Origin of the sequence: Mucilaginibacter corticis (assembly GCF_007558865.1) — a bacterium.
Classification (GTDB): Bacteria; Bacteroidota; Bacteroidia; order Sphingobacteriales; family Sphingobacteriaceae; genus Mucilaginibacter; species Mucilaginibacter corticis.
In genome coordinates, this window is the sequence record NZ_VLPK01000003.1 from 610,966 (window position 1) to 635,526 (window position 24,561).

The following is a 24,561-nucleotide window of genomic DNA, read 5'->3' on the forward strand; positions in this document are numbered from 1 at the left end:
TCTTACAGTTTTCTTCTCTTCTTTTCCTTTACAATCAAACTTAACTCACGGCTCATTTGGCCGGCAATGGCTGTGTTCTCCTGTGCACGGCGGAAAAGATAGGGTAATACCGCTTTTATCGGTCCATAGGGAACGTATTTGGCCACATTGTAATCAGCATCGGCCAGGTTAAAGCTCAGGTTATCGCTCATACCCAATAGTTGGGCGAAATAGACATGCGGGTTTTTATGGTCGATATTTTTAGCGTCTAACTGTTCGGTAAGCCGGCGGCAGCTGTCCTCATTATGTGTGCCGGCCACAAAGGCAATGGTATTGATATGATCGGTACAATAATCAAGGGCCAGGTTAAAATCCCTGTCGCTGGCTTCTTTAGTCGGTTGTATGGGCGATGGATAACCTTGCTCTTCTGCCCGTTTGCGTTCCTTTTCCATGTAAGCTCCGCGCACCAGTTTTGCACCCAGGATAAAGTTTTCTTTCACAGCCACCTCATTATCGTTCATTAATGATTCTAACTTATCATGCCTGTAAAGCTGGTAGGTATTATATACAATGGCTTTTTGCTTGTTGAATTTGCGCATCATGTTCAGCGCCAGCAAATCAATAGTATCCTGGATCCAGGTCTCCTCTGCATCTATCATTACAGGCACGTTAACCGCGTAAGCTTTCTCGCAAATAGCCAATACACGATCCTGCACTTTTTGCCATTCCTGTTGTTCGGAGGTGGTGAGTGCGATACCGGCGTCAAGTTTTTCTAATAAACCAAAACGGCCAACGCCGGTCACTTTAAATACAGTGATGGGAATGGCTTTATTTTTGGCCGCGCGCTTAATTGTACGAATGATCTCTTCGCGGGTGTCGTCAAAAACCTGTTCGTCGTCTTCCCCTTCAATCGAGTAATCCAATATCGTACCTACCCTTCCGCTTTCAAGAGATTTTATGGTTGCTTCGCATTCGCGGATAGTTTCTCCGCCACAAAAATGATTAAATATGGTAGCCTTGATTAATCCCTTTATAGGCAAGCCTATCTTGATGGCAAAATTGGTTATGGGCGGCCCAATCTTTACAAGAAAATTAACATTAATAATCTTAAACAACCAGTAGGCACGTTTCAGATCAGCGTTTGATGAATGGCGGAAAGCGATCTCCGTGTTCTCAAAAGATAGACTTTGTTTTTGAGTCATAGTAAGTATAAGTGGCTCGTTGTATTACCGCATATCAAACCAATAAGATAAGCAGCTATGAACCGTTAGCGTACCGCAAAATTATAAAATGATAGTTAGATAACTCAATATTCTGCGAATAGTTTATTTTTGCGCCCTGATGATAGAATTTAAAGTTACCGGCGATTATATCCCAATGATACAATTACTAAAAGCTACCAACCTGGTATCGACAGGCGGCGAAGCGCAAATAGTTGTAGATGAGGGAGAAGTAAAATATAATGGCGAAGTTGACTACCGTAAACGCTTAAAAGTAAAACAAGGCGACGTGGTTGAATTTAGAGGTAACACAATTAAAGTGATTTGATTTTTATGAGTACAATAGATACTGATACCTGCACAATTGATGTTATGGACACCATACAAAGCAATAAATACAATATATATTTCGAGAATAGCCTTAGCGAACTGGCAAATTTTATAGAGCAGGGCCGGTATTCGCGTTTTTTTGTTTTAACGGATGAAAATACGGCAGTGTATTGCCTTCCGCGCCTGAGGGAGAAATTAGGCAATCCTGATAATTTTGATGTTATTGAAATAAATGCCGGCGAAGAAAGCAAGGATATTGATTTTTGCATAGGTGTATGGAAAATGCTGATAGACTTTGGTGCAGACAGGCAAAGTTTATTAATTAACCTGGGCGGCGGCGTAATAAGCGACCTTGGTGGTTTTGCAGCATCAACTTTTAAACGTGGTATTGACTTTGTACACGTGCCTACTACCCTATTGTCTCAAGTTGACGCGTCTGTTGGCGGTAAAACAGGTATTGATATTGACAGTATTAAAAACATTATAGGCACATTTACCCAGCCTAAAGCGGTATTTATAGACTATGAATTTTTAAGGACGCTACCTGCTCGCCAGATCTTATCGGGCACTGCCGAGATGCTGAAACACGGCCTTATCTGCGATGCTGATTACTGGAACCTTTTAAAAGAAAGCGACCTGAATAACCCCACTGCCGAGTTAGTTTATAAATCGGTAGCTATAAAAAACAGGGTGGTATTGGAAGATCCGCATGAAAAAAACATCCGCAAATCATTAAACTTTGGGCACACCATTGGCCACGCGGTTGAAACTTACTCGCTGATCAACGATGAAGATTCACTTTCGCATGGTGAGGCTATTGCAATCGGTATGATCTGCGAGGCTTACCTGTCCTACAAAAAAACAGGCTTAAGCCAGGCTGAATTAACCGAAATAACTGAAACTTTAAGCAACCTATACCCAAGATATGAGCTAAAAACCGAGTACAATGATACTTTGTTAGAATACATGCTTAAAGACAAAAAGAACCAAAACGGTAAGATAAATTGCACACTGTTAAGTGCCATCGGACAGTTTAATATCGATAACATTTGCACCAATGAAGAATTGCTGGAAGGCTTGAATTATTACGCAAGTTTGTAAATATTCACAAACTATTGCTGAGGGAGAATTGGCTCTTGCCTGTTGTCCCAAAAAAACAATAGATGTATTGAGGTATCGGTAATTCGATAAAATAGAGAAGTTTGTTTACTAATCAGTGCGATTCTAACATTTTTATCAATCATACTACTCTTAAACATAAAAGGGTATTGCGTAATAAGACTGATTGTTTTCTCCGTTTTGGAAACAAATTTTTCTGCTGACTTACGTCCAAATTTATTATCAATAAAATTATATACGTATTTTAATGTTTCTTTGGAACGAGGAGTATAATAAACATTTAGGCTCATTTATGCCAACATGTCTTTTATACCAGTATAAGGAGTTAATAAGCCGTTATCTGCTTGTTGCAATGATTCTTTAATACCGTTAATTACATAATCAGAATATTCTTCTTCCTGTTGTACGAAAGATATATTCATTGCTTTCATTACAGCTTTTAAGGCCGTGAGCTGATCTGCATTTTGAGGATATACAATTAAAGCGTCCATACACAAATATAAGTATATACTTAGCAAATACAATGCAAGTTGACTAATCAAATAAAACTAAGTCAATTTAAAAATATCATCGTAAAAATTGTTATATCTATATTTTTTTCAAATAAATAAAATATTCTATTGACAAGTCAAATTTTACTGCTACATTTACGCCGTAATTAAAAAAACAGAATGAAATTAACAAGTGCATATTTTTATGGTTACTACTTTTACTTTACCAAGTAAGAGCCGGGACTAATATGCACTAAACACATATAAAAAAATTGAAAAGTCCCGGCATAACAGCCGGGATTTTTTGTTTTAACGCAGTTATGAAAAAAGATAAACCAAGAGTTGCTATACAAGGTATCCGCGCTTCGTTTCACGAAGAAGCAGCTTTTAAATATTTTGGAGAAAACATCCAGACTATTGAATGCAACTCTTTTAAACGAACATTTGATGCCTTAGAAAACAACGAGGCTGATTATGTAGTGATGGCGATTGAGAATAGCATTGCAGGCAGTATATTACCTAACTACTCTTTGCTGTTAAACTACAACTTTCCGGTTATTGGCGAAATTTACCTGCCTATTCAATTACACCTGATGGCATTGCCGGGTGTGGCTTTTGAGAATGTCAAGTACGTAACCTCGCACCCCATAGCCATACGCCAGTGTATCGACTTTTTTGACGAATACCCGCACCTTCAAATTGTTGAAAGTAATGATACCGCGGCCTGCGCCAAACGCATTCATGACGAAAAGCTTACCGATACGGTAGCCATTGCCAATTCGTTAGCGGCTAAATTATATGAGCTTGATATTTTAGAACGCAGGATAGAATCAAACAAGAAAAACTTTACCCGTTTTTTAATACTGACTACGCACGAAAGGGCGGTTAAAAAACCTGCCAATAAGGCTTCATTATGTTTCCAGGTAAGTAACCAGGTAGGCGCGCTGGCAAAGGTGTTAAATATTTTTGCCAACCAGGGCGTAAATATGAGCAAGATCCAGTCTATGCCGGTTTTAGGTAAACGTAATGAGTATAACTTTTATGTTGATGTAGAGTGGGAAGAAACCAAGCAGTATGACAGTGCTGTTAAACAGATTTTAAAGTATACACATAACTTTAATATCCTTGGCGAGTATCAACGCCATGATGATGAGGGAACTGCGGAAAAACCACTTAATATTGCACCTGCCAAACCCGAACGCAAATACATCAGCATAAAAAAATTAGTTAAATAAGAAGCAATCAACCAAATTATAAAGAGATTATAATACTATAAAAAATGAAACTTAATTTAAACATCCAACCATTAGATACCTGGATAACAGCAACTAAAGAACCTCTGTTAATTGCCGGTCCGTGCAGCGCAGAAACTGAAGATCAGTTGGTAGCTACAGCTCATTTATTAAAAAATACCGGCCGCGTTACCGCGTTACGTGCAGGTATCTGGAAACCACGTACCCGTCCGGGCGAGTTTGAAGGTATAGGCAGCATTGGCTTAGAGTGGTTAAAACGCGCAAAGGCAGAAACAGGCTTACCTACTGCTGTTGAGGTTGCTACCGCAAAACACGTTGAAGAAGCATTAGCCGCAGGCGTTGATATTTTATGGGTAGGCGCCCGTTCAACCGCCAACCCTTTTACCGTACAGGAAATTGCAGACGCTTTAAAAGGTGTTGATATCCCTGTAATGGTTAAAAACCCGGTTAACCCTGATATTTCATTATGGATTGGCGCTTTAGAGCGTATCAATAACGCAGGTATAACTAAACTGGCAGCTATACACCGCGGGTTCTCATCTTACGAAAAATCAGCTTTCCGTAATGAGCCAATGTGGGATATCGCTATCCACCTAAAAACACTTGCACCGCATTTACCATTGATCTGTGATCCAAGCCACATCAGCGGCAATCGCGACCTGATCGGTTATGTTTCGCAAAAAGCTTTAGACCTGGATATGCAAGGTTTAATGATCGAGTCACACATCGACCCAAGTGTAGCATGGACTGATGCTAAGCAACAAGTTACTCCGGCTGCTTTGTCTGAATTGATCGATCATTTAACACTACGTAAACCTGAAACCAGCAATGAGCAGGTTAATGATAAACTGAGTGAGCTACGTAACAACATCGATAAAATTGACGACCTGTTGATCCAGAAGATTGCTGAGCGTATGAAAATCGCAGAGCAAATTGGTAATTACAAAAAAGATAACAACATTACTATTTTACAAGTTGGCCGTTGGGATGAGATCCTGACCAAACGCGTAAACTATGGTAAAGCATTAAAATTAAGTCCTGATTTTACAGAGAAATTATTGGAGCTGCTACATAGCGAATCAATCCGCAAGCAAACAGAAATAATGAACGCGGATCAGGCAGCTGGTCAGCAAGCAGAAAAACTTACGCACGTTTAATAAAACCATGAGTCAGAATATTCTGCTTACAAAAACTTCTAAATCAATAACCGGCGAGGTACACTTAACCGGATCAAAAAGTGAGTGCAACCGTGCGCTGGTTATTGAGGCTTTAAGTAATGCTAAGGTGCGTGTTGAAAATATATCAGAAGCTGCTGATACCGTTACTTTGCAAAAGGTTTTAGGCTTGACACTGCAAACCGTAGGTTATGAGTCACAGCCTATTACACAGTTAGCCGAACATAAAATTGTAAATATTGGCCCTGCAGGTACGGCTATGCGTTTCTTAACTGCTTATTATACTTTGCAGGATGAAGAAGTAGTACTGACCGGCAGTGAGCGTATGAAACAACGCCCGATAGCTATTTTAGTTGATGCCTTACGCACCTTAGGTGCCGAGATCAGTTACGAAGAAAACGATGGGTTCCCTCCCATCCGCATAAAGGGTAACATTCAGCAAGCTACGGATAAGATCAGCATAAAAGGCAACATCAGCAGTCAGTATATTACCGCATTGTTGTTGATCGCACCTAAATTGCCGATGGGTTTAGAAGTACATATCGAGGGTGAACTAACGTCTCGCCCTTATGTAGAAATGACCCTGGGAATGTTGGAGCAGGCGGGTATCAGGCATGAATGGAATAATAATGTGATCAGCATCCCGCGTCAGGAATTTAAAGAGACTGTTTTGCCGGTTGAACCTGATTGGAGCGCGGCATCCTATTGGTATTCGATAGCTGCATTGGCTGATGAAGCTGACTTGTTTTTACATGGTTTAACTTCATACAGCCTGCAAGGCGATAGCGTGATCACCGAGATCATGGCTAACTTCGGGATAACTTCACAGTTTAGGGATGGCGGTGTGCATATTAAAAAGGAGCCAAAGCAGATAAACCGCAAGGAGTTTGACTTAAAGAAATGCCCGGACCTGGCTCAAACCATTGTTGTAGTATGTGCTGCACTAAATCATGAAGCTACCTTCACGGGTTTAGAGACTTTAAAGATCAAAGAAACAGACCGTATTGCAGCACTGCAAAACGAACTGGCAAAAATGGGCGTTAAACTGATCGAGGATAACGAAACTTATACACTCGATTGCAGCGGTAAGTTCATTCCGCAACGTATGTTTATCAATACTTACGACGATCACCGCATGGCTATGGCCTTTGCGCCGCTGGCATTGTTGATACCCGAGTTAGAGGTTGAAGACGCGCTGGTAGTTGAAAAGTCATACCCCGCCTTCTGGACCGACCTTGAAAAGGTAGGTTTTGAAATAAAAGACATATAAGCTTAAAGATAAAAGCAGAAAGGTAAAAGCCTTAGTATGCTTTTACCTTTAAACATTCAATCATTCACTAAATCACTCATTCACTCAATATAAAACATGGCAGGCAATTCTTTCGGGCAATTATTCAGGATAACCACATTTGGCGAATCGCATGGCGAGGCCATTGGTGTAATTATTGACGGTTGCCCGTCGCATTTACCGGTTGACCTGGAATACATCCAGGGCGAACTGGATAAACGTAAGCCTGGCCAGTCTAAGATCACTACGCAGCGCAAGGAGAGTGACACCGTACGGATTCTTTCAGGGGTATTTGAAGGTAAGACAACGGGTACACCTATCATGATGCTGATCCCTAATGAGGACCAGCGCAGTAAGGACTACAATCATAATACCGACGTGTTCCGCCCGTCGCATGCCGACTATACTTACCAGACCAAATACGGTATCCGTGATCACCGTGGAGGCGGCCGGTCATCAGCCCGCGAAACCGCGGCGCGCGTGGCGGCAGGTGCTCTGGCCAAGCTACTACTTAAAACGCAGGGTATTGAGATAGTGGCCCATGTAAGTAGTGTAGGCAAGATCAACGCGCCTAATGTCGAGATCAAAAGCGCGCAGGAGTTTATTGATGAACGTGAGAAAAACATAGTACGCTGCGCCGATCCGGCAACGGCCGAAGAAATGATAGAGTTCATTGACTCGGTGCGTAAGGATGGCGATACCGTTGGCGGCAAGGTAAGCTGCCATATACTGAACTGCCCCGTTGGCTTGGGCGAGCCTGTATTTGATAAGCTGCACGCCGAATTGGGCAAGGCTATGCTGAGCATCAATGCCGTGCACGGCTTTGAATTTGGTTCGGGATTTGAAGGCAGCGAGATGCGCGGTTCTGAACATAACGACATCTTCGTTAAGAACCATTTAGGTGGTGTGAAGACTATCACCAACTACTCGGGCGGTATACAGGGCGGTATCAGCAATGGTATGCCTATCGACTTTAAAGTGGCCTTTAAACCTGTTGCTACCATCATGCATAACCAGGCAACGGTTGATGCCGCAGGCAACGCCGCTGAGATATCAGGCAAGGGCCGTCACGACCCTTGTGTAGTGCCGCGTGCCGTACCTATTGTTGAGGCCATGGCCGCGCTGGTTATTGCCGATCACTGGCTGAGAAACCGTAATACCATATTACCTCAATAAGCGCCAGGTGTTCCAACGAGAATGTGATACACCTGGAACACCTGTTTAATTAACCAATTGTAAATAAGCACTTTGACAAAAGTAGTGGAACACTTTGGCACACCCTTGTTCGTCAGGGTTTTTAAGCTTAAATCTCATTTAATTTACTGATAATCAAACGACTTAAAAACAGCATATTTTGCTGATTTTTGACGAGTGAATCACCTAATTTTGCTGAACTCTTCTTATGAAATTTACGCTCAAATTTAATTATGAAACGTGCTTTAATATTAGATCTCGATAACACCATTTACCCGGTTAGCTCCATTGCCGAAAATTTGTTCGTACAATTTTATGCGCTCCTTGAACAAGACCCGAACATAGATACATCGATTATTGAAGCCGCAAAATCCGAAATGACCCGCCGCCCGTTTCAACATGTTGCTGATGATTTCAATTTCAGCCCTGCTTTAAAAATCAAGGGCATCGAATTGCTAAAAAGCATTACTTATAATAGCCCGATGAAGCCCTACGCTGACTATCATCATATCCAAAGCAGCGGCTTAGATAAATTTTTAGTGACAACCGGTTTTACCAATTTGCAGTATAGCAAAATAAAACAGCTGGATATAGTTGATGATTTTAAAGAGATCAGAATTGTTGACCCCGAAGTAAGCTCTAAGACCAAACTGGATATTTTTAAAGAACTGATGGATAAATACCGCTATACGCCTGCAGATCTTTTGGTTATCGGCGACGATCCGCAATCAGAAATAAAAGCAGCAATCACGTTAGGAATCGACACCTTTCTATATGCTTCAGATAACCATCACCCTGATGCTGTAACTACTTATCGTGGTGATAATCTGGAAAAAGTGTTAGCTATACTATAATTTGCTGCGTATATTCGTGTATGCCAGCCACTATCCAATTTTATAAAAGCCTCTGCAAAAGCTTATTTGCTGCGACTTTATTCCTTGCTGCAACTGTAGCCGCTTACGCCCAAATCCCTGCAAACCAACCTGTACCTAAAGGCTTTTCAAAAGCTGACATACAAGCCGTTGATAAAGCGGTGAATAATTTCATGCAAAAATACCATGTACCGGGTTTATCCTTCGCGATAGCAAAAGGCGATAGCTTGAAAATAAGACGCACTTATGGATATGCCGATACCGCCAAAAAAGAAAAAGTAAAACCTTCAAACCGTTTCAGGATAGCCAGTGTCAGTAAACCTTTTACCTCGGCAGCCATCATGTTGTTGATCGAACAGGGCAAGTTGCATTTAACCGATAAGGTTTTTGGTGCAGGCGGTGTCCTTGGTACTACCTATGGCAGCCAGCCGTATAAACAATGGGTAACCGATATTACCATTCAAAACCTGTTAGAACATACCGGAGGTGGATGGAACAGGGATGGCGACGACCCTATGTTTTTACATACCGAAATGAACCAGGCGCAACTGATCAGTTGGGCCGTAGATAATATGCCTGTAACTAAAAAACCAGGGACATACTACTCCTATTCAAATTTTGGTTATTGTTTATTGGGACGGGTGATAGAGAAAGTAAGCGGAACACCTTACGAACAGTTTATCAAAAAGAATATCCTTGCCAAATGCGGTATCAATACCATGCAGATAGGTGGCAATACTTTGGCCGAACAGAAACCGGATGAAGTTTACTACTATGGCAACAAGGGCGATGACGACCCTTATAAAATGGATGAACGCCGGATGGACTCGCACGGCGGGTGGATAGCTACGGCTACAGATCTGGTTAAATTTTTAGTCCGTTTAAATTATAATGCCTACAAACCCGAAATATTAACAACCGCTACCCTTGCCGAACTATATACACCATCGCTACCCGGTTCTGATTATGCAAAAGGTTGGTTAACAAACAGCGACAATAATCACTGGCATAACGGCAGCCTGCCCGGCGAACAGGCATTAGTAGTAAACACAGGCAGCGGGTTTAGCTGGGCCGTACTGGTTAACACCCGCACCGACGGTAACTTTAGCGGCGATCTTGATCAATTAATGTGGCAAATAAAGGAAAGTATTAAAAGCTGGCCTGATGTTGATTTGTTTGGAAATAAGTAATTGAACAATATTTAATCCCCTGCATCTAAGAAAATATATTCCCTCCCCACGGGAGGGGTGTGTCGGAAATACGTACTGGCAGGGAGGGGTTTAGCCGCTTCATTAACCCCTCCCTGCACCCTCCCAAGGGAGGGAATCGCGCTATCCCCGCGTTTTAGTACGGCTATTTAAATACACCATCACTATCCCTGCAACACCCTTGTCGTCACCAACAACTGCCCCACATGCCGCATAGTATGCTCGGCAGCATGAACGTATAAGCCCATTACTGTTGATGGTAGCTGCGCACGGCCCACTCCCCTTTTTTCAGTCAGTGTTAATTCATCTGTTTCGCTTAATTGTTTAATGGCCTCGTCAATCTGTCGGTTAAATATTTCCAGTAAAGTAATCACACTGTAGCCTGTTTCGGGTTCTTTTCCTTCTAAAGCCAACTTGGTTAATTGGTGTGGGGTTAGCGCTTCGGCCCTTGCATAAGTAAATAAACGGTCAAGCACGCCGTTTAAATGCTGTAAATGAAATGCCGGCGAGGCCAAGCCCGCGGGCTTCACCCATAAAAAGATCTCGGGGAAACCGCTCATCATTTCATTAACTTCATCGCGGGCCTGCAGCAAAGCGTGGGCAACCGGCTGTAAAAGCGATGGTATGCCTTCTAAGGGCCCGCGCAGCCATACTTCACGTTTGTTGGTATCTGCCATATTTTAGTTGTAAGTGTTTTAAATAATTAGCCATATTTTAGCGCCCAAATATTATGCCCCCTTTAATAAGTGGTATAGCTATTGCTATTAACCATTTGTATTAATTTAAATGTATGCTAACTGGTACCAAAAAGGTAATTAAAGTAATTGTAATTCTATTTCTTTCTGTCACGGTAATTCTTCAAAGCTGTAAAAAAAAGCGCTCAGATATGGGCAAGATCCTGTTTCAGAAAACCAAAAATAAAGTTTTTAATGACGTTGATCCCGATAGCCTTACCGAAGTATTTAAAAAAGTACTTGCCGAAGACAAATCAAAACTTAATTACCCACAGGTTTTAGCGGCCCATTACAGCAAAAATGGTTACGACCCGGTATTTGTGATGGACCATATCTTTAATAAAGACCTGACATCTGCCGTAGGCTATTTTAAAAGAGCTAATGAACATGGCCTTAATCCTGAACTTTTTAAGGCTGATGAGATAAACAAACTGATCAATAAATTTTTCGACCCGAAACAGATCAAAACCGTCGACGATGCTTACAGGGCAATTGCCGAACTTGAGATCTTTACCGCTAATTCGCTGATCAGGTATTCAAACGCTATTGAGTACGGCGTGATCAACCCAAAATACATCTATGCCCGTTATTATACCGCTACCCAAAGGCCCGATAGCAACGCTATTGCAAAAGTATTTGCCATAACCGATATGAAACATTACCTGGACAGCATCCAGCCTAAGGATTCGGCCTACATCGCTATGCAAAAGCAACTGGCAAGCGGTGCAGTGGCAGAGGGAATGTCGGCAGAAGAAACAAAGCGCTTTATTGTACTTAACCTGGAGCGTTTAAGGTGGAAAAACAAGCCAAAGGAAAAAAGATACGTGATCGTAAATATCCCCGATTATAAGTTAGATGTGATTGACAGCGGCAGATCTGTATTAAACATGAAGGTTTGTGTTGGCCAGGGGCGTAATATGGATGGCGAAAAAACTTTAATGAATTATGTGGATACGGATAAAATGGACAACCCAAATCGCCATTCTACCCCACAGTTGAACAGCATGATCCATAGCGTAGAGGTTAACCCTATCTGGAACATTCCGAAAAGTATTGCCACCAAAGAAATCATCGTAGCCGCGGCCGACGATAAATTTTACCTGGATAACAAAGGCATCAGCGTTTATAAACATGGTAAACTGGTTGACCCGGATGATATAGATTGGTCGACAGCCGAAAAGGAGGATTATGACTTTAAGCAGCAGCCCGGAGATAATAATTCCTTAGGGAAAATAAAGTTCCTGTTTAATAACCAAAGCAGCGTTTACCTGCATGACACCCCAGCAAAAGACGCCTTTAGAAAACGTATGCGCGCCGTAAGCCATGGCTGTGTGCGCCTGGGCGATCCGCAGGGATTAGCGTTAAGGCTGTTTGGAGCAGGTAAAAAGTACGACACAATAGCAGAAGATATGGGGATGGATAACCCCGAACCTACTACCATTAATTTAAGGCCGAAAGTGCCGGTATACATCACCTACGTAACAGGCTGGGTTGACCCCGCCGATGGTTCATTACAGGTAAGGCCGGATGTTTACGGGCTGGATATTGTATTGTATAATGCGTTGGCGAATGTTAAGTAAAAGCAGTGACGCTCTTAAAAAAGGTTGTGATTTCGAAGCATAGCGAGAAATCTTGTAAAAGCGATCCGTGGCGTTGCGTTTAAGATTTCTCATTCGTTCCTCGTTTCGAAATGACAACGGGGGATAATGCGGATAATTTAGTTGCTCGCTAATACGCTGGTACTATCCGGAGCGCTAAAGCTCGAAAAAATATCCTCGCTTAAATATTTTGAGGTGTAGTTAGCATCATTGCCGTTGATGAAGAACACGGTTTTACCTTTGATGGTATTAATAACCTGGTCAACCACGTGCGGCGATACCGCCGGGCAGCCAAAGCTTCGGCCTAAACGGCCCATTTCGGCTATGGCGCCTTCTCCTACATAATCAGCGGCATGTACTACAATGCCACGCGCGCGGGCGCTGCCATTAAAGCCTTCGTCTAAGCCATCCAATCGTAACGAACGGCCGTGTTTGCCCATATATACATCATCAGCAAGGTAAAAGCCTAAACTGCTTTGATGCGAATCATTAATATCTGAAAAAGTGGTGGCCATATCATCGCCGCTTCCTTGTCCGTGGGCCACCCATGTGTTTAATAAAAGTTGTTTGCTTAACAGGTCAATAATCCACATACGTTTTTGGCAGCTTGACTTGGCAAGATCAACCACGGTAATAATAGAGCTGTTTTGCGGTAATTTGTTAGCCGATTTAATGTTAAAATAACCGGTTAACGCTTTTTGAAATACTTCAACATCTAAACCTGTTTCCTGCAGGCGGGCCGTTTGGTAAACGGTATTAACATACTGCGCAAACAACTCTTTTGCAGTAGGTGCGGTTTTAAAACTTGCATTGTTTTTATTTGTCTTTACGGGGGTCCAGCCAATAATAATTATAAACCCTACCAATGAAACGCAGCTTATCCACCAAAAATGTTTTCTCATACTTTGTTGAGTTCTAAGTTAAAAAATTCAATAAAATTAAAGTGTGAGTTGGAAAATTGGTTGTGCAAAAGTACTAATATTAATAAATAATCAAAATTATTAACAATTAATTTAAAATACCCCAACTACCATAACGGTAATTAAGCATACTTGCGTTTTACGAAAAGATAATTAAAAGGTTACACCCATTTAACCTTGTCGGTTAAAGGTATCCGCCTTACTCCCTGCGGATATTCATCAGCGTGGCCCAAATACAGCACACCCATAACTTCGTCCTCGTCGCGCAATTGTAGAAACGCTTTCATGGCAGGTTTTAGTATCATGCCCCCGGTACCCCAGTATGAGGCCAGGCCCAAAGCCGTAGCACCCAATAACACATTTTGAACAGCGCAGGCAGAAGCGGCTAACTCTTCAAACGCGGGGATCTTAGGCAGATCACCCCGGCGCATTACAGCGATTATAACGTGCGATGCTTTATCGCCCTGGTGGGTAAGGTTGTCATAAACGCCCTGCGTGAAGCTTTCGGCGTCTGTGTTACGCTTATACATTTCGGCATGTTCATGGCAAAAATCAGCGGGGTTATTATATACCACAAAGCGCCATGGCTCGGTAAGTCCGTGGGTAGGTGCCCAATCGGCTAAAGCTAATAATTCCTGGATCTGTTCGTCGGCAATTTTTTTGCCGTTCATCATGAAAGGCTTAACCGTACGACGGTTTTTAATGATGGTGGATATGGTGGTGAAGTTGGTGTTCATAAAATAATAAAGTAAAAAACGCCGTCATTGCGAGCGATAGCGTGGCAATCTCTGAACTTTGCATTTCGGGAATGTCCTATGTAGAAATTGCCACGCTATCGCTCGCAATGACGCTCAATAAAATATTAATATATCGGCGGATACTTAGACGGATTACTTTCGCTCATCATTTCATAAACTCCTTCGATAATATCGTCGACAGATGGTTTGCTGAAATAATCGCCGTCCGATCCATAAGGCGGCCGGTGTTCTTTAGCACTGATAGTTTTAGGCGGTGAATCAAGCGCGTAGTAGCCGTTCTGCAGCTCAAGGATCTTTTGTAAGATATATGCAGATGCCGAACCCGGAAGATCCTCATCTACTACCAGCAACTTATTGGTTTTCTGCAAAGAGCTACCGCAGATATTATCTATATCAAAAGGATATAAAGTTTGCGGATCTATAATTTCAATACTGATGCCTATCTTTTCCAGTTCTACAGCTGCTTCCTGCACAATACGGAGGGTTGAACCGTAAGAAACAACGGTCATATCCGTACCTTCTCTTAATATCTCTGCTTTACCCAGCGGCACAGTAAACTCGCCTACGTTTGCAGGCAGTTTTTCTTTAAGGCGATACCCGTTAAGGCATTCTATTACTAAAGCAGGTTCATCACTGCGAACCAAAGTATTGTACATGCCGGCAGCCTGTGTCATGTTGCGGGGTACACAGATATGTAATCCGCGCAGCGCGCCCAACACAATACCCAATGGCGAACCCGAATGCCAGATACCCTCTAACCTATGGCCGCGCGTACGTATAATAACCGGCGCTTTTTGCCCGCCCGCTGTGCGGTAGCTTAAGCTGGCCAGGTCATCGCTTAATACAGTAAGCGCATATAAAAGATAATCTACATACTGAATTTCGGCAATGGGTTTTAAGCCACGCATCGCCAGGCCCATTCCCTTGCCTATTATGGACGACTCACGGATGCCGGTATCGGTTATCCGCAGGTCGCCGAATTTACTTTGCAGGCCGGCAAAGCCCTGGTTAACGTCGCCAATAGCGCCAACGTCTTCGCCGAAAGCTACCAAGGTTTTATCACGCTCAAAATTGGCGTCAAAACAGGCGTTCAATACTTCCCTGCCGTCAATAAGCGGTGCGTCGTCTGCATATTCGGCAGGCACTACATTGATTTTTAACGGAGATGATGCCGAACCGGTAAACAATTTAGCGTTATAGCGGTCGGTGTTCTTTATATTCTCTTCATTAAGCCATTTGCTTAAAGCAGCTCTTTCGGCTGATGTTTGCCCCGCGGTTATCCGTAAAGCCCTGCGTGCAGCGCCTACGGCATCTTTGCGTCCCGGATCGATACAAGCCAATAACTCTGCCGATACTTCGCCTAATTCGTTTTTATAGGCTGAAGTGTTTGCCAGCTCGTTTATCAGGTGAACAGCCTCATCAATATCCGCTTTTATTTTATCGCCCAGGTTGTTCCAGGCTTCACGCTGGCATTCGCGTACATATTTTTTGGCTTCGTCCTCTAAAACGGTGAGATCATCGTCATTGATAATGGCTGATTCGATCATCCAGTCACGCATTTTAAGCAGGCAATCGTGCTCACCTTCCCAGGTCAGGCGGTCTTTTGTTTTATAACGCTCATGCGATCCTGAAGTTGAATGCCCCTGCGGTTGTGTCATCTCAACCACGTGGATCAATACCGGCACGTGTTCTTCGCGGCATACGTTTATGGCATGTTCGTAAGTTTCGCAAAGCGCTACATAGTCCCAGCCGCGTACTTTAAATATTTCATACCCATTAGTACCCTCTTCGCGCTGAAAACCTTTTAGTACCTCAGAGATATCTTCTTTAGTAGTTTGAATGCTGGCAGGTACAGATATGGCGTAGGCATCATCCCAGATAGAAATTGCCATAGGCACCTGTAACACACCAGCCGCGTTAAATACTTCAAAAAACAAACCTTCGGACGTTGCACCGTTGCCTATGGTACCAAAGGCAACCTCATTACCGTTAACAGAAAATGTATCTAAAGATTTAAGTTCTTTATTTTTGCGATATAGTTTTGAAGCATACGCTAAACCTAACAAGCGCGGCATATGCCCGCCGGTGGTCGACATATCAGACGAGCAATTCATGCTGTCAACCTGGTTTTTCCAGCTGCCATCCTCATTAATAAAACGGGTAGCGTAATGACAGTTCATCTGCCTGCCCCCTGATGACGGATCTTCTTCCACATCAGGGTGTGCATAAAGCTGGGCAAAAAACTCTTTAAGGTTGCTCATGCCTGTGGCAAACATAAAGGTTTGATCGCGGTAATAACCGGCGCGCCAATCGCCTTTACGAAACACCTTGGCCATAGCCAGCTGGGCAACTTCTTTACCGTCGCCAAATATGCCAAATTTGGCCTTGCCCGTAAGTACTTCGCGGCGGCCTATAATACTGGCCTGCCTGCTTTCGTAAGCTATACGGTAATCATTAATTACAATGTTCTTGAAATCATCAAAACTTAGTTCAGCAAGATCAATTTTACCGGTACCAGGATTTGTAGTTTCGGGCATAAGCATATGTTTAGCGCGTAAAAATATAAAATTCTATAAAGTTATTGGCATTACAATAACCCAAACATTCACATTAAGGTAATAGTTTTCCACCAGGTTAAAGTTTACCATTTTTAGAGTGCTGGCTGTTAAGGCTAAAAGACCAAATTAACAAGGTTTTTTAATTGTATAAAAAGCGTTACAAATAACCAAAAACCTATATTAACAAGGTAATTCAACCGCATAACCGCCGATTTTATGTTAAAACTATTATGAATTCACATTAAACCTTTTATATTTGTGATATTCAAACAAGTATCATGAAAAAACTAATACTATTGTGCGCCGTGGTTTTAGGCTTTGCCTTTAACGCATCTGCTCAGGATGATCAGAAAGCCGAATTTAAATTTAACGAAGAAAAACATGACTTTGGTAAAGTACCACAAGGCACACCTGTAACTACTGTATTTACATTTACCAACATAGGACAGGAGCCCCTTATTTTAACCGAAGTTAAACCTACTTGTGGCTGTACTATTGCAGATTACACCAAAACCCCTGTTAAAAAAGGCGAAAAAGGTAAGATCACTATCACTTATAATGCGGCAGTAGCGCAACCATTCAATAAAACTATTGTGGTAACATCAAACGCTAAAACCCCGCAAAAATACCTTAACATCATTGGCGAAGTTGTGGCGAAAGCGGCGGCACCAAGTACGAGGTAGCGATTTAAGACTTACACCCTTGATCTCTGCATAAAAGATAAGGGTCATAAAAAGAACAAAAAAAGGCCCGAATTATTCGGGCCTTTTTTTGTTTGCATACTAACCTGTTTATAATATTATATTTTATTATTTTTGCCAAATGCCAAATATATCCCGAAAAGGGCAGCGAATGCCCGCTTCACCAATAAGAAAACTAACACCCTTTGCCGATAAAGCTAAACTTGAAGGTAAAACAGTATATCATCTAAACATAGGCCAGCCGGATATTGAAACGCCCGCAGGCATGATCAATGCAATAAAAAATATCGATTTTAAAGTTTGGGCATATACGCCATCTGAAGGTACGCTATCCTATCGTAAACAACTTACCAAATATTATAATAAAGCGGGCTACAATATTACTCCCGAAGATATTATTGTTACCTCTGGCGGATCTGAGGCAATATCAATAACATTTATGACCTGCCTTGACGCAGGCGACGAGGTTATTGTACCCGAGCCATACTACGCTAATTACAACGGTTTTGCCAGCCAAAACGATGTTATAGTAAGGCCTATTATGTCGTACATTGAGAATGGATTTGCATTGCCTCCCATCAGTGAATTTGAGAAAAATATAACCGACAGGACCCGCGCCATATTTATCTGCAGCCCAAATAACCCTACCGGTTATCTATATTCGCGCGAAGAAATGGAAGCACTCAAGGCATTGGTTTTAAAACATGACCTTTATTTGTTTGCCGATGAGGCCTATCGCGAATTTTGCTATGGCGACCAGCCTTTTATATCGCCCATGCACTTGGATGGACTGGAAGATAATGTGATCATTATTGATACGGTAAGCAAACGTTATAGCGCCTGCGGAGCACGCTTAGGCTGCATTATCAGCAAGAACCGTAAGTTTTGGGAGATAGCCATAAAATTTGCGCAAGCCCGGCTTAGCCCCGGCATGGTTGAGCAAATTGCAGGCGAGGCCGCTATTGATACGCCCGACGAATATTTTGAACGCGTAAAATCCGAATATACTACCCGTCGTAACACCGTAGTAAATGCCCTTAACCGTATGGAAGGTGTGTACTGCCCTAATCCCGGTGGCGCGTTTTACGTGATGGCGCAGTTGCCTATTGATAATTCTAACAAGTTTTGCCAGTGGATGCTGGAAGAATTTAGCTATGAGAACCAAACCGTAATGATGGCGCCTGCTACCGGCTTTTACAGCACACCGGGTGCCGGTTTAAAAGAAGTAAGGCTTGCCTACGTTTTAAACAACGATGACCTTGCTAAAGCCATGAAATGCCTTGAAGAAGCTCTTAAAGTGTATCCGGGCAGAACAGTTGGCCGCGAACATTTAGTGGTAAGCAGCTGGCATTAATACAGTTTGCAGTGGGCAGTTTTCAGTTGGCAGTTGACGCGGGTAGTTGGCAGTTAGCCTATTTACTGAGTGCTAATTAAAATATTGCAAACTGCCAACTAATTACTGCCAACTGAAATGTATATTTGTAACTGCAAACTGCCCACTGGTAACTGCGGTTTCACAAAATGGGGTCGACCGGAATTGACAGGATGGAGATGAGTATGTAAGCATGCAGCGCGTTGGATGAATTAGCGCTTTAATCTGAACGTTCAAACTTACAAATGGCGAAAATAACTACGCCTTAGCTGCCTAATTTAGAATTAGCATAGCTTTTGTCCCGCCGATTTTCCGTTTCATTGGATCGGCAATCGGGGCATCGTAAAATGAAAATAGCCTGCTTAAGGGTGTGCATAGCAGGCGAAACAAAACACCTAAGGAAGACGGTACAGGTAAGCAGCTGACCTTCCCCTTCCCTACAATTAAACAGATGCTAAGCACGTAGAAAGCATATCTTATACCATGTTTGGACGAGGGTTCGAATCCCTCCGGCTCCACCAAGACGGTTAATTTTGACCAAAAAACGCCTAAAATCATCGATTTTAGGCGTTTTTTGCATTAAAACAGCCTAAAACCGCCCATAATCGCTCAATCTGAAAAGGGTCTAAAAAGAGACCTATTTATAATCCGTAATTTTAGGTCTCGCTGAACTCTTAAAAATTACGCGTAACTAACTAATTTTCAAAGAGATGATTACTACTTTTTCACTAAATTTTTCAATCAAAAAAAGCAAGATTTCGGCCGATGGGACCGCTCCAATTTATATCCGTTTGACAATAGAAAAAGAGCGTATTGAATTCACCACCCGAAGGTCCATTGCGGTTAATCGGTGGAATGCCAAAGCACAAAAGATGATTGGCAGTAATGAGGAAGCCAAAGCGTTCAATTCTTATTTAAAAGCGCTAGAACAACAAGTGTATGACGCTCATCGTCAACTCGTTCTCAACCAGCAGTCAGTTACCGTTCAAATATTGAAAGAAAAAATTTTTGGGGACGAAGAGACACCTGAAATAATTACGATCATGCCGGTATTTGAAGAGCACAATAAAAAAATGAGGGCGTTGGTTGGGAAAGAATACGCTGAAGGGACAATGAAACGCTATGAAACAAGTTTAAAACACACCTTAGATTTTATCAAATGGAAGTATAAAACCATGGATTTCGAGGTAAATAAAATCGATTATAATTTCGTTTCCAATTATGATTTTTATTTAAGGTCGGAAAGAAAATGCTGCAATAACAGTGCTGTGAAATATTTAAAAAACTTTAAAAAGGTGATTAAAATTTGCCTTGGTAACGGCTGGTTGGAGAAAGACCCCTTTTTAAATTACAAAATCAGGATTACAGAAGTTATACCTGAATATCTGACGAAGAACGAGCTAAAAAAAATCGCGGAAAAACATTTTGAAAATGAAAGAATAAACCAAGTGAAGGACGTCTTCCTTTTTAGTTGTTATACAGGCCTAGCATATGTCGACGTTCAAAAACTAAGAAGGGATGAAATTGTGATCGGTGTGGACGGACAAAAGTGGGTATTTACCAATCGACAGAAAACTGACTCCAGTTCGAGGATACCCTTACTGCCCAGGGCTTTAGAGATATTAAAAAAATATGAAAATCATCCCAAATGCCTGAACGAGAGGAAGCTTTTGCCGGTTTTATGTAATCAAAAAATGAATGCTTACTTAAGGGAAGTAGCAGATTTGTGTGGTATAAAAAAGTCTTTTACTTATCATACCGCCAGGCATACATTTGCGACCACAGTTACCTTGAGTAACGGTGTACCAATTGAAACAGTATCAAAAATGCTCGGCCATAAAAATTTAAAGACAACTCAGCATTATGCAAAGATATTAGACATGAAAGTCAGTGAAGACATGAGGGTGTTAAAGGAAAAATTAGATTTTTAAAGATGGTGTTACCGGTGACAAGTGGTCTAGGATATTACGAAAAAAATTTATGATTGGCCGTTAGGTCCGCAAAAAGCTCGTAATTTAGGCAGGCAATTTAGCGGGCCATAAGTGCCTGATAAGTACTATTTAATTATTAATTTAATTATCCAGATCACCAGCCCCACATTAACCAACCCTAATAACCATAAAATACTTTTTATTAGTTCAAAACGCTTGTTTTTCAACTCAAGGCTGCGGATCATTTCTTCCATTATCCCCAAAATCTTTTCATAGGTCATCTTTTCATTCTGATGGAGAAGATTTTCCTGCTGAAGCTTGCTCAAATCCGCCTGGGCATTGTTGGTGCTTTCGGAAACCATGTACTTAGCTGTAAAACCACCATTTTTGATCAAAAGAATTGCTTTCGGCTCTCGGATGATTAACCCAGGGAGTTCATCTTCTTTGGTGTATTCCAAAGCATTCACCAATTGGGCGTCTAGCAGCAACGTTACAATTGCATGTGCTAAAGGCTCGTCACCATCGAAAATCTTCAATAATTGCTCCCGGCTTAATTTGTCATTGTTACCAAACGCCTCTAATACCGTATCGAGCATCCCGGCCTCATATTCATTAATTTTCATTAAGGTGAATTTACGCAAATTTATATTGCGTAGTTAATTGATTATTTAAAAACGACTTTGAAGCACTACGAAAAGATCTTGGATTTAAAAATTTAGTGCGGGTTCGGAAAGTGTAATGAGAAGCTCGAAATCGACTTGAAAAAAATCAGTTGTCATAGAGATTAAACGTTTCTTTTGCTACTTTTCTTTCGAAAAGAAAAGTAGTGCGAAAATAAAAAAAAGGGCTTTCGCCCTTTCATATATTATATTTCAATTACTTTGCCATCCTGACAATCTTTAGCTTCGTTATCTGCATCCGCTCGTAATTCAAATATTTTATTATTTCCGTTCTCATCGGTGACAATGATGGCGTATTCTGCGCCACCAAATGTTTCAATTACAATATAACTCATGGTTTGTATTGACATTAATTTATTTTATGTTTATTTTTTTTTGCATAGTCTATTACAACCCCACAAGAATAATGTCCATACACCAAAAGCAAGGGCGAAGGCAGGAAATGGATTATGGGCATTTAATGCCCCTAACAATGCACCTGTAGAAATGACACAGGTTATGATAAGGTATATCGCTATTTTCATTAGAATTTACTTTTAAATGTTGAGTTAAATTTTACTGGTTCGTTTTATCTTTCGTGCTGACTTTGATAGTTCTTGCAAGCCTTTCCAGTTTGTTGCCTTTGCTGCCATCAACCATGAAAAGATAGTCGTTTGGCTTTATGGTATCAATAATTCCTTCTTCGCTTGTCAGATATTCATATTCATGCTTGAGCAATTTTAAATAAGCACCTAATAGCAAATCCCTAAAATTCAGCTCATCATCTTCCGTGACATTTGGGCAGTTAATAAATTTGTCGGAGATTTTGTAGGTTTCGGTGTTTTCTCCATGATTTAAACAAATCAATTTTGCGCAACTAATCGCATTTTTAATAAAATCACCATTACAATAATTAGATCTGTATAAGTCAAAGCTATTTAGTTCAATTCCAACCATTTTGGCATCTTCATAGACATTTCGCCACCAATCATCATCAACATTAAAATAAGCGTATTCCTGCAATGCTTTTTCCCTGCCGTTTTCAGTGAGTTCTTCAAACTCGTATAAGGCAATTTCTATAGTTTTCATGGCACATTAAGTAAATAATAGGTCAACCGCATGTTTAAATTTGGGGTCATTGTGTTTACCAAGTGTTACATACTGCAATAAACCATGTGCGACGTATATGCCGTTGTAGCCATCGAATAACTGGTCGGCAAAAAGGTTTGGGCTGTGGTCAAGCTGTTTATTGTACTTTGCCAAGATTCTTTGCACTTCTTCCGCCAGTGCGAACCACATTTCAATGCTGAACATTTGGTCTTTCCAGACCGTTATTAATTTGTCTTTGTTGTTTAACACCGATTCGGTCTGTTCATTTAAAAATGCCAAAAAATTTGGGATTTCGTCAGTCAATAAGCTGTGCAAAAGCCTTGCTTTTTGCACGTTGGTTAATAGATTTAATGGTTGCATAATTTTGTTTTAAGGGATGGTTTAGCACCATCCCTGTTGTGTAGCAAATAATTTGATTTCTTTAATGGTTACCTTATGGCAACCGATGCGGATGAAGTGTTTATTAACTTCATTGATTGAATATCGTTCTAAAAACAACTGACCGCAACTGGTGCAACCGCCTTTGGTATTTGTTTCAACCACAAACTGGTAAAGCTGGCGCCCGGCGGGTAATGGAAACCTGACACCTTGGGTAGTTTCGACCTGACCTGTTTTCGCATTAAAACGTAAGTAATCTAAGCCATCATAAGTACGCAGGTAGTCCCGTTTAAAACTTCTCCAATCTTTTAGAAGTTTATTTTGCGCCTTTAATCGCTTGCTCCGCTCCTTTTTTTCTTTAGCTTCCTGTTGCTCCCTTTCAATTTTTAAATAATCGGAGAATTGGGCGAGGTTTTCAACCATTGCAACTTTTGTGAGTGCTTCGGGAATTTGGAACCCAAAAAAATCAGCATACCTTTTAGCTTGTCCGAAAGCCTGTTGCATTTCGAGTAAGTATTTTTCAGGTTTACGGGCTGTACCTAAATGATGGGCAATTTGTATGATCTGCTCTCTCCAGACTTCAAATAGTTCCTCTTTTGACAAGGTTGGGTCAGGTACAAATATTTTGGTTAAATGCGATGATGCACTCGCAACGATAGAAACGTGCTTACTTGTCGTTTTACTGTATTTTTTTTCAGTAAATAAAATCGCCTTGTCGCCTTGCTGATTACTAACATGTTTGGCTATCATAAAATGCTCCCCGTAGGAATAAATAGCTCCCCCTGCAAAAAACAAGTTTGATGATGTTGCCGATACGTTAACATCAGTACGATTTGCCCATTCATGCGCCACATCGTATATATCCATTCTTCTTTTCATGGTCATTCGTTTTCAGTCAAAATTCAGGTTGTTGGATTTGAAAAGCCGTCTATTACTCGTGTATAGACGGCTATACTCGCTTAGTTAAATTGCTGACTTGGTTGTACTACCTTGTTTTTGTCACCTGCTTGCTTAGGCGCGTTTTTATCACTTTGTGACTTTGAAGATTTGGTTAGCATGGTGATTTCGTCGGTGCGGAATTTCAGGCTTGCCATTGGTTCACCGTCTTTGTTTACCCAAGGTTCAGCGGTCATAAATCCTGACAGGTGAACGATCATTCCTTTTGTTAAATAAGTAGCGATGTTTTCACCCCGCCAATAGGTGCAATCCACAAAGGCGGTTTCTTCTTTTTGCTCGCCTTGTGATTTGTAACGACGATTTACAGCTACCCTGAAACCTGTTACATTTTTGTCTGCGTTTACCGCCCTTACGGTAGCATTTGCTACCAGTCTTCCTGTGATTTCCATAACGTTTTGTTTTTTAATGAATAAATTTTGTTCGTTATTTCTTTCCGCCTTTCCCTTTGCGCGACCCTTCCCCGGGTAGTTTTTTTCAAAGAAAAAAGGGTAAAAAAGAAAGCAAAGACAGGTGTGGGTGTTAAGGCACGGGAGAACTATAAGTCCCGGAGGTTGGCCGCAGCGGAGCGGAGGTCATTATGCGTTCGTACGTGACTGCACTCACGACCTCCGCGTCCTTTTTTGCCCTTATTTCTTGGAAAAACTATATGGACATTCTATTATCGGTTAATTGATTGCAGGGGCCGGCGGCGCCTGCTGCGGGGCGGAAAAAATGGCTGATTTTGGGAAGCGTTTTTTTGCGCATGGCCCGGTTAAC

The 24,561-nt window shown here is 41.6% G+C and carries 25 protein-coding genes and 1 other RNA gene; 13 read left to right on the plus strand and 13 right to left on the minus strand.

What is annotated here, in order from left to right; all coding sequences use genetic code 11:
• Positions 1-2: 2 nt before the first annotated feature.
• Positions 3-1,181, minus strand: coding sequence for a proline dehydrogenase family protein (locus FO440_RS18150; RefSeq protein ID WP_144249700.1), 1,179 nt, complete (start codon positions 1,179-1,181; stop codon positions 3-5).
• 139 nt (positions 1,182-1,320) lie between these two features.
• On the opposite strand from FO440_RS18150, the gene FO440_RS18155 reads away from it, so the two are divergent.
• Complete coding sequence (locus FO440_RS18155) at positions 1,321-1,527, plus strand: RNA-binding S4 domain-containing protein (RefSeq protein ID WP_144249701.1); 207 nt, start codon at positions 1,321-1,323, stop codon at positions 1,525-1,527.
• A gap of 44 nt (positions 1,528-1,571) precedes the next feature.
• Positions 1,572-2,630 carry a 3-dehydroquinate synthase gene (gene aroB, locus FO440_RS18160; RefSeq protein ID WP_144249806.1) on the plus strand — a complete coding sequence of 353 codons (1,059 nt, stop codon included), beginning with the start codon at positions 1,572-1,574 and terminating at the stop codon, positions 2,628-2,630.
• A gap of 11 nt (positions 2,631-2,641) precedes the next feature.
• Here aroB and FO440_RS25130 read toward each other — a convergent pair whose 3' ends face one another.
• Both FO440_RS25130 and FO440_RS18170 read right to left on the minus strand, forming a co-directional pair.
• Positions 2,642-2,938, minus strand: a complete 297-nt coding sequence (locus FO440_RS25130) for a type II toxin-antitoxin system RelE/ParE family toxin (protein WP_144249702.1) — start codon at positions 2,936-2,938, stop codon at positions 2,642-2,644.
• Positions 2,939-3,139: a DUF2683 family protein gene (locus FO440_RS18170; RefSeq protein WP_144249703.1), complete on the minus strand. Its 201-nt coding sequence runs from the start codon at positions 3,137-3,139 to the stop codon at positions 2,939-2,941.
• A gap of 320 nt (positions 3,140-3,459) precedes the next feature.
• Between FO440_RS18170 and FO440_RS18175 the strand changes: the two genes are divergently transcribed.
• The 6 genes from FO440_RS18175 to FO440_RS18200 all read left to right on the plus strand — a co-directional run bounded on the left by FO440_RS18175 (position 3,460) and on the right by FO440_RS18200 (position 10,111).
• A complete protein-coding gene (locus tag FO440_RS18175) occupies positions 3,460-4,374 on the plus strand; it encodes a prephenate dehydratase (RefSeq protein WP_144249704.1) in 915 nt (304 codons plus the stop codon).
• A gap of 44 nt (positions 4,375-4,418) precedes the next feature.
• Positions 4,419-5,549, plus strand: coding sequence for a bifunctional 3-deoxy-7-phosphoheptulonate synthase/chorismate mutase type II (locus FO440_RS18180; RefSeq protein ID WP_144249705.1), 1,131 nt, complete (start codon positions 4,419-4,421; stop codon positions 5,547-5,549).
• Positions 5,550-5,556: 7 nt separating this feature from the next.
• A complete protein-coding gene (gene aroA, locus FO440_RS18185) occupies positions 5,557-6,837 on the plus strand; it encodes a 3-phosphoshikimate 1-carboxyvinyltransferase (RefSeq protein WP_144249706.1) in 1,281 nt (426 codons plus the stop codon).
• Between the two features lie 96 nt (positions 6,838-6,933).
• On the plus strand, positions 6,934-8,031 hold the full coding sequence (aroC, locus tag FO440_RS18190) for a chorismate synthase (RefSeq protein ID WP_144249707.1): 1,098 nt from the start codon (positions 6,934-6,936) through the stop codon (positions 8,029-8,031).
• A gap of 251 nt (positions 8,032-8,282) precedes the next feature.
• Positions 8,283-8,903 (plus strand): HAD family hydrolase, encoded by a 621-nt coding sequence (locus tag FO440_RS18195; protein ID WP_144249708.1) that lies wholly within the window; start codon positions 8,283-8,285, stop codon positions 8,901-8,903.
• Between the two features lie 20 nt (positions 8,904-8,923).
• Complete coding sequence (locus FO440_RS18200; protein ID WP_144249709.1) at positions 8,924-10,111, plus strand: serine hydrolase domain-containing protein; 1,188 nt, start codon at positions 8,924-8,926, stop codon at positions 10,109-10,111.
• 182 nt (positions 10,112-10,293) lie between these two features.
• On the opposite strand, the gene FO440_RS18205 is transcribed toward FO440_RS18200, so the two are convergent.
• Positions 10,294-10,806, minus strand: a complete 513-nt coding sequence (locus FO440_RS18205) for a DinB family protein (protein ID WP_144249710.1) — start codon at positions 10,804-10,806, stop codon at positions 10,294-10,296.
• Between the two features lie 209 nt (positions 10,807-11,015).
• On the opposite strand from FO440_RS18205, the gene FO440_RS18210 reads away from it, so the two are divergent.
• Positions 11,016-12,443, plus strand: coding sequence for a L,D-transpeptidase scaffold domain-containing protein (locus FO440_RS18210; protein WP_246104257.1), 1,428 nt, complete (start codon positions 11,016-11,018; stop codon positions 12,441-12,443).
• Between the two features lie 137 nt (positions 12,444-12,580).
• On the opposite strand, the gene FO440_RS18215 is transcribed toward FO440_RS18210, so the two are convergent.
• The 3 genes from FO440_RS18215 to FO440_RS18225 form a co-directional block, all read right to left on the minus strand.
• Positions 12,581-13,363: a murein L,D-transpeptidase catalytic domain family protein gene (locus FO440_RS18215; protein WP_144249712.1), complete on the minus strand. Its 783-nt coding sequence runs from the start codon at positions 13,361-13,363 to the stop codon at positions 12,581-12,583.
• A gap of 179 nt (positions 13,364-13,542) precedes the next feature.
• Complete coding sequence (locus FO440_RS18220) at positions 13,543-14,118, minus strand: nitroreductase family protein (protein WP_144249713.1); 576 nt, start codon at positions 14,116-14,118, stop codon at positions 13,543-13,545.
• A 125-nt stretch (positions 14,119-14,243) separates the two neighbouring features.
• On the minus strand, positions 14,244-16,676 hold the full coding sequence (locus FO440_RS18225; protein ID WP_144249714.1) for an alpha-ketoacid dehydrogenase subunit alpha/beta: 2,433 nt from the start codon (positions 16,674-16,676) through the stop codon (positions 14,244-14,246).
• A gap of 299 nt (positions 16,677-16,975) precedes the next feature.
• Between FO440_RS18225 and FO440_RS18230 the strand changes: the two genes are divergently transcribed.
• The 4 genes from FO440_RS18230 (at position 16,976) to FO440_RS18245 (ending at position 20,701) form a co-directional block, all read left to right on the plus strand.
• The gene (locus tag FO440_RS18230; protein ID WP_144249715.1) at positions 16,976-17,380 is read left to right on the plus strand and encodes a DUF1573 domain-containing protein; all 405 of its coding nucleotides are present in this window, start codon (positions 16,976-16,978) and stop codon (positions 17,378-17,380) included.
• Between the two features lie 139 nt (positions 17,381-17,519).
• Positions 17,520-18,752: a pyridoxal phosphate-dependent aminotransferase gene (locus tag FO440_RS18235; RefSeq protein ID WP_144249716.1), complete on the plus strand. Its 1,233-nt coding sequence runs from the start codon at positions 17,520-17,522 to the stop codon at positions 18,750-18,752.
• 169 nt (positions 18,753-18,921) lie between these two features.
• Positions 18,922-19,291, plus strand: a transfer-messenger RNA (tmRNA) gene (gene ssrA / locus FO440_RS18240).
• A 189-nt stretch (positions 19,292-19,480) separates the two neighbouring features.
• Positions 19,481-20,701 carry a site-specific integrase gene (locus FO440_RS18245; protein ID WP_144249717.1) on the plus strand — a complete coding sequence of 407 codons (1,221 nt, stop codon included), beginning with the start codon at positions 19,481-19,483 and terminating at the stop codon, positions 20,699-20,701.
• Between the two features lie 125 nt (positions 20,702-20,826).
• On the opposite strand, the gene FO440_RS18250 is transcribed toward FO440_RS18245, so the two are convergent.
• The 6 genes from FO440_RS18250 to FO440_RS18270 all read right to left on the minus strand — a co-directional run bounded on the left by FO440_RS18250 (position 20,827) and on the right by FO440_RS18270 (position 24,194).
• Entirely contained in the window at positions 20,827-21,324 is a 498-nt protein-coding gene (locus tag FO440_RS18250; protein ID WP_144249718.1) for a hypothetical protein, read from the minus strand.
• Positions 21,325-21,566: 242 nt separating this feature from the next.
• Positions 21,567-21,731 carry a hypothetical protein gene (locus FO440_RS24540; protein ID WP_186292716.1) on the minus strand — a complete coding sequence of 55 codons (165 nt, stop codon included), beginning with the start codon at positions 21,729-21,731 and terminating at the stop codon, positions 21,567-21,569.
• A 205-nt stretch (positions 21,732-21,936) separates the two neighbouring features.
• Positions 21,937-22,449, minus strand: a complete 513-nt coding sequence (locus FO440_RS18255) for a hypothetical protein (protein WP_144249719.1) — start codon at positions 22,447-22,449, stop codon at positions 21,937-21,939.
• Positions 22,450-22,455: 6 nt separating this feature from the next.
• Positions 22,456-22,830, minus strand: a complete 375-nt coding sequence (locus FO440_RS18260) for a hypothetical protein (RefSeq protein WP_144249720.1) — start codon at positions 22,828-22,830, stop codon at positions 22,456-22,458.
• 21 nt (positions 22,831-22,851) lie between these two features.
• Positions 22,852-23,727 (minus strand): hypothetical protein, encoded by an 876-nt coding sequence (locus FO440_RS18265; RefSeq protein WP_144249721.1) that lies wholly within the window; start codon positions 23,725-23,727, stop codon positions 22,852-22,854.
• An 80-nt stretch (positions 23,728-23,807) separates the two neighbouring features.
• Positions 23,808-24,194: a single-stranded DNA-binding protein gene (locus FO440_RS18270; RefSeq protein ID WP_144249722.1), complete on the minus strand. Its 387-nt coding sequence runs from the start codon at positions 24,192-24,194 to the stop codon at positions 23,808-23,810.
• Positions 24,195-24,561 lie beyond the last annotated feature (367 nt).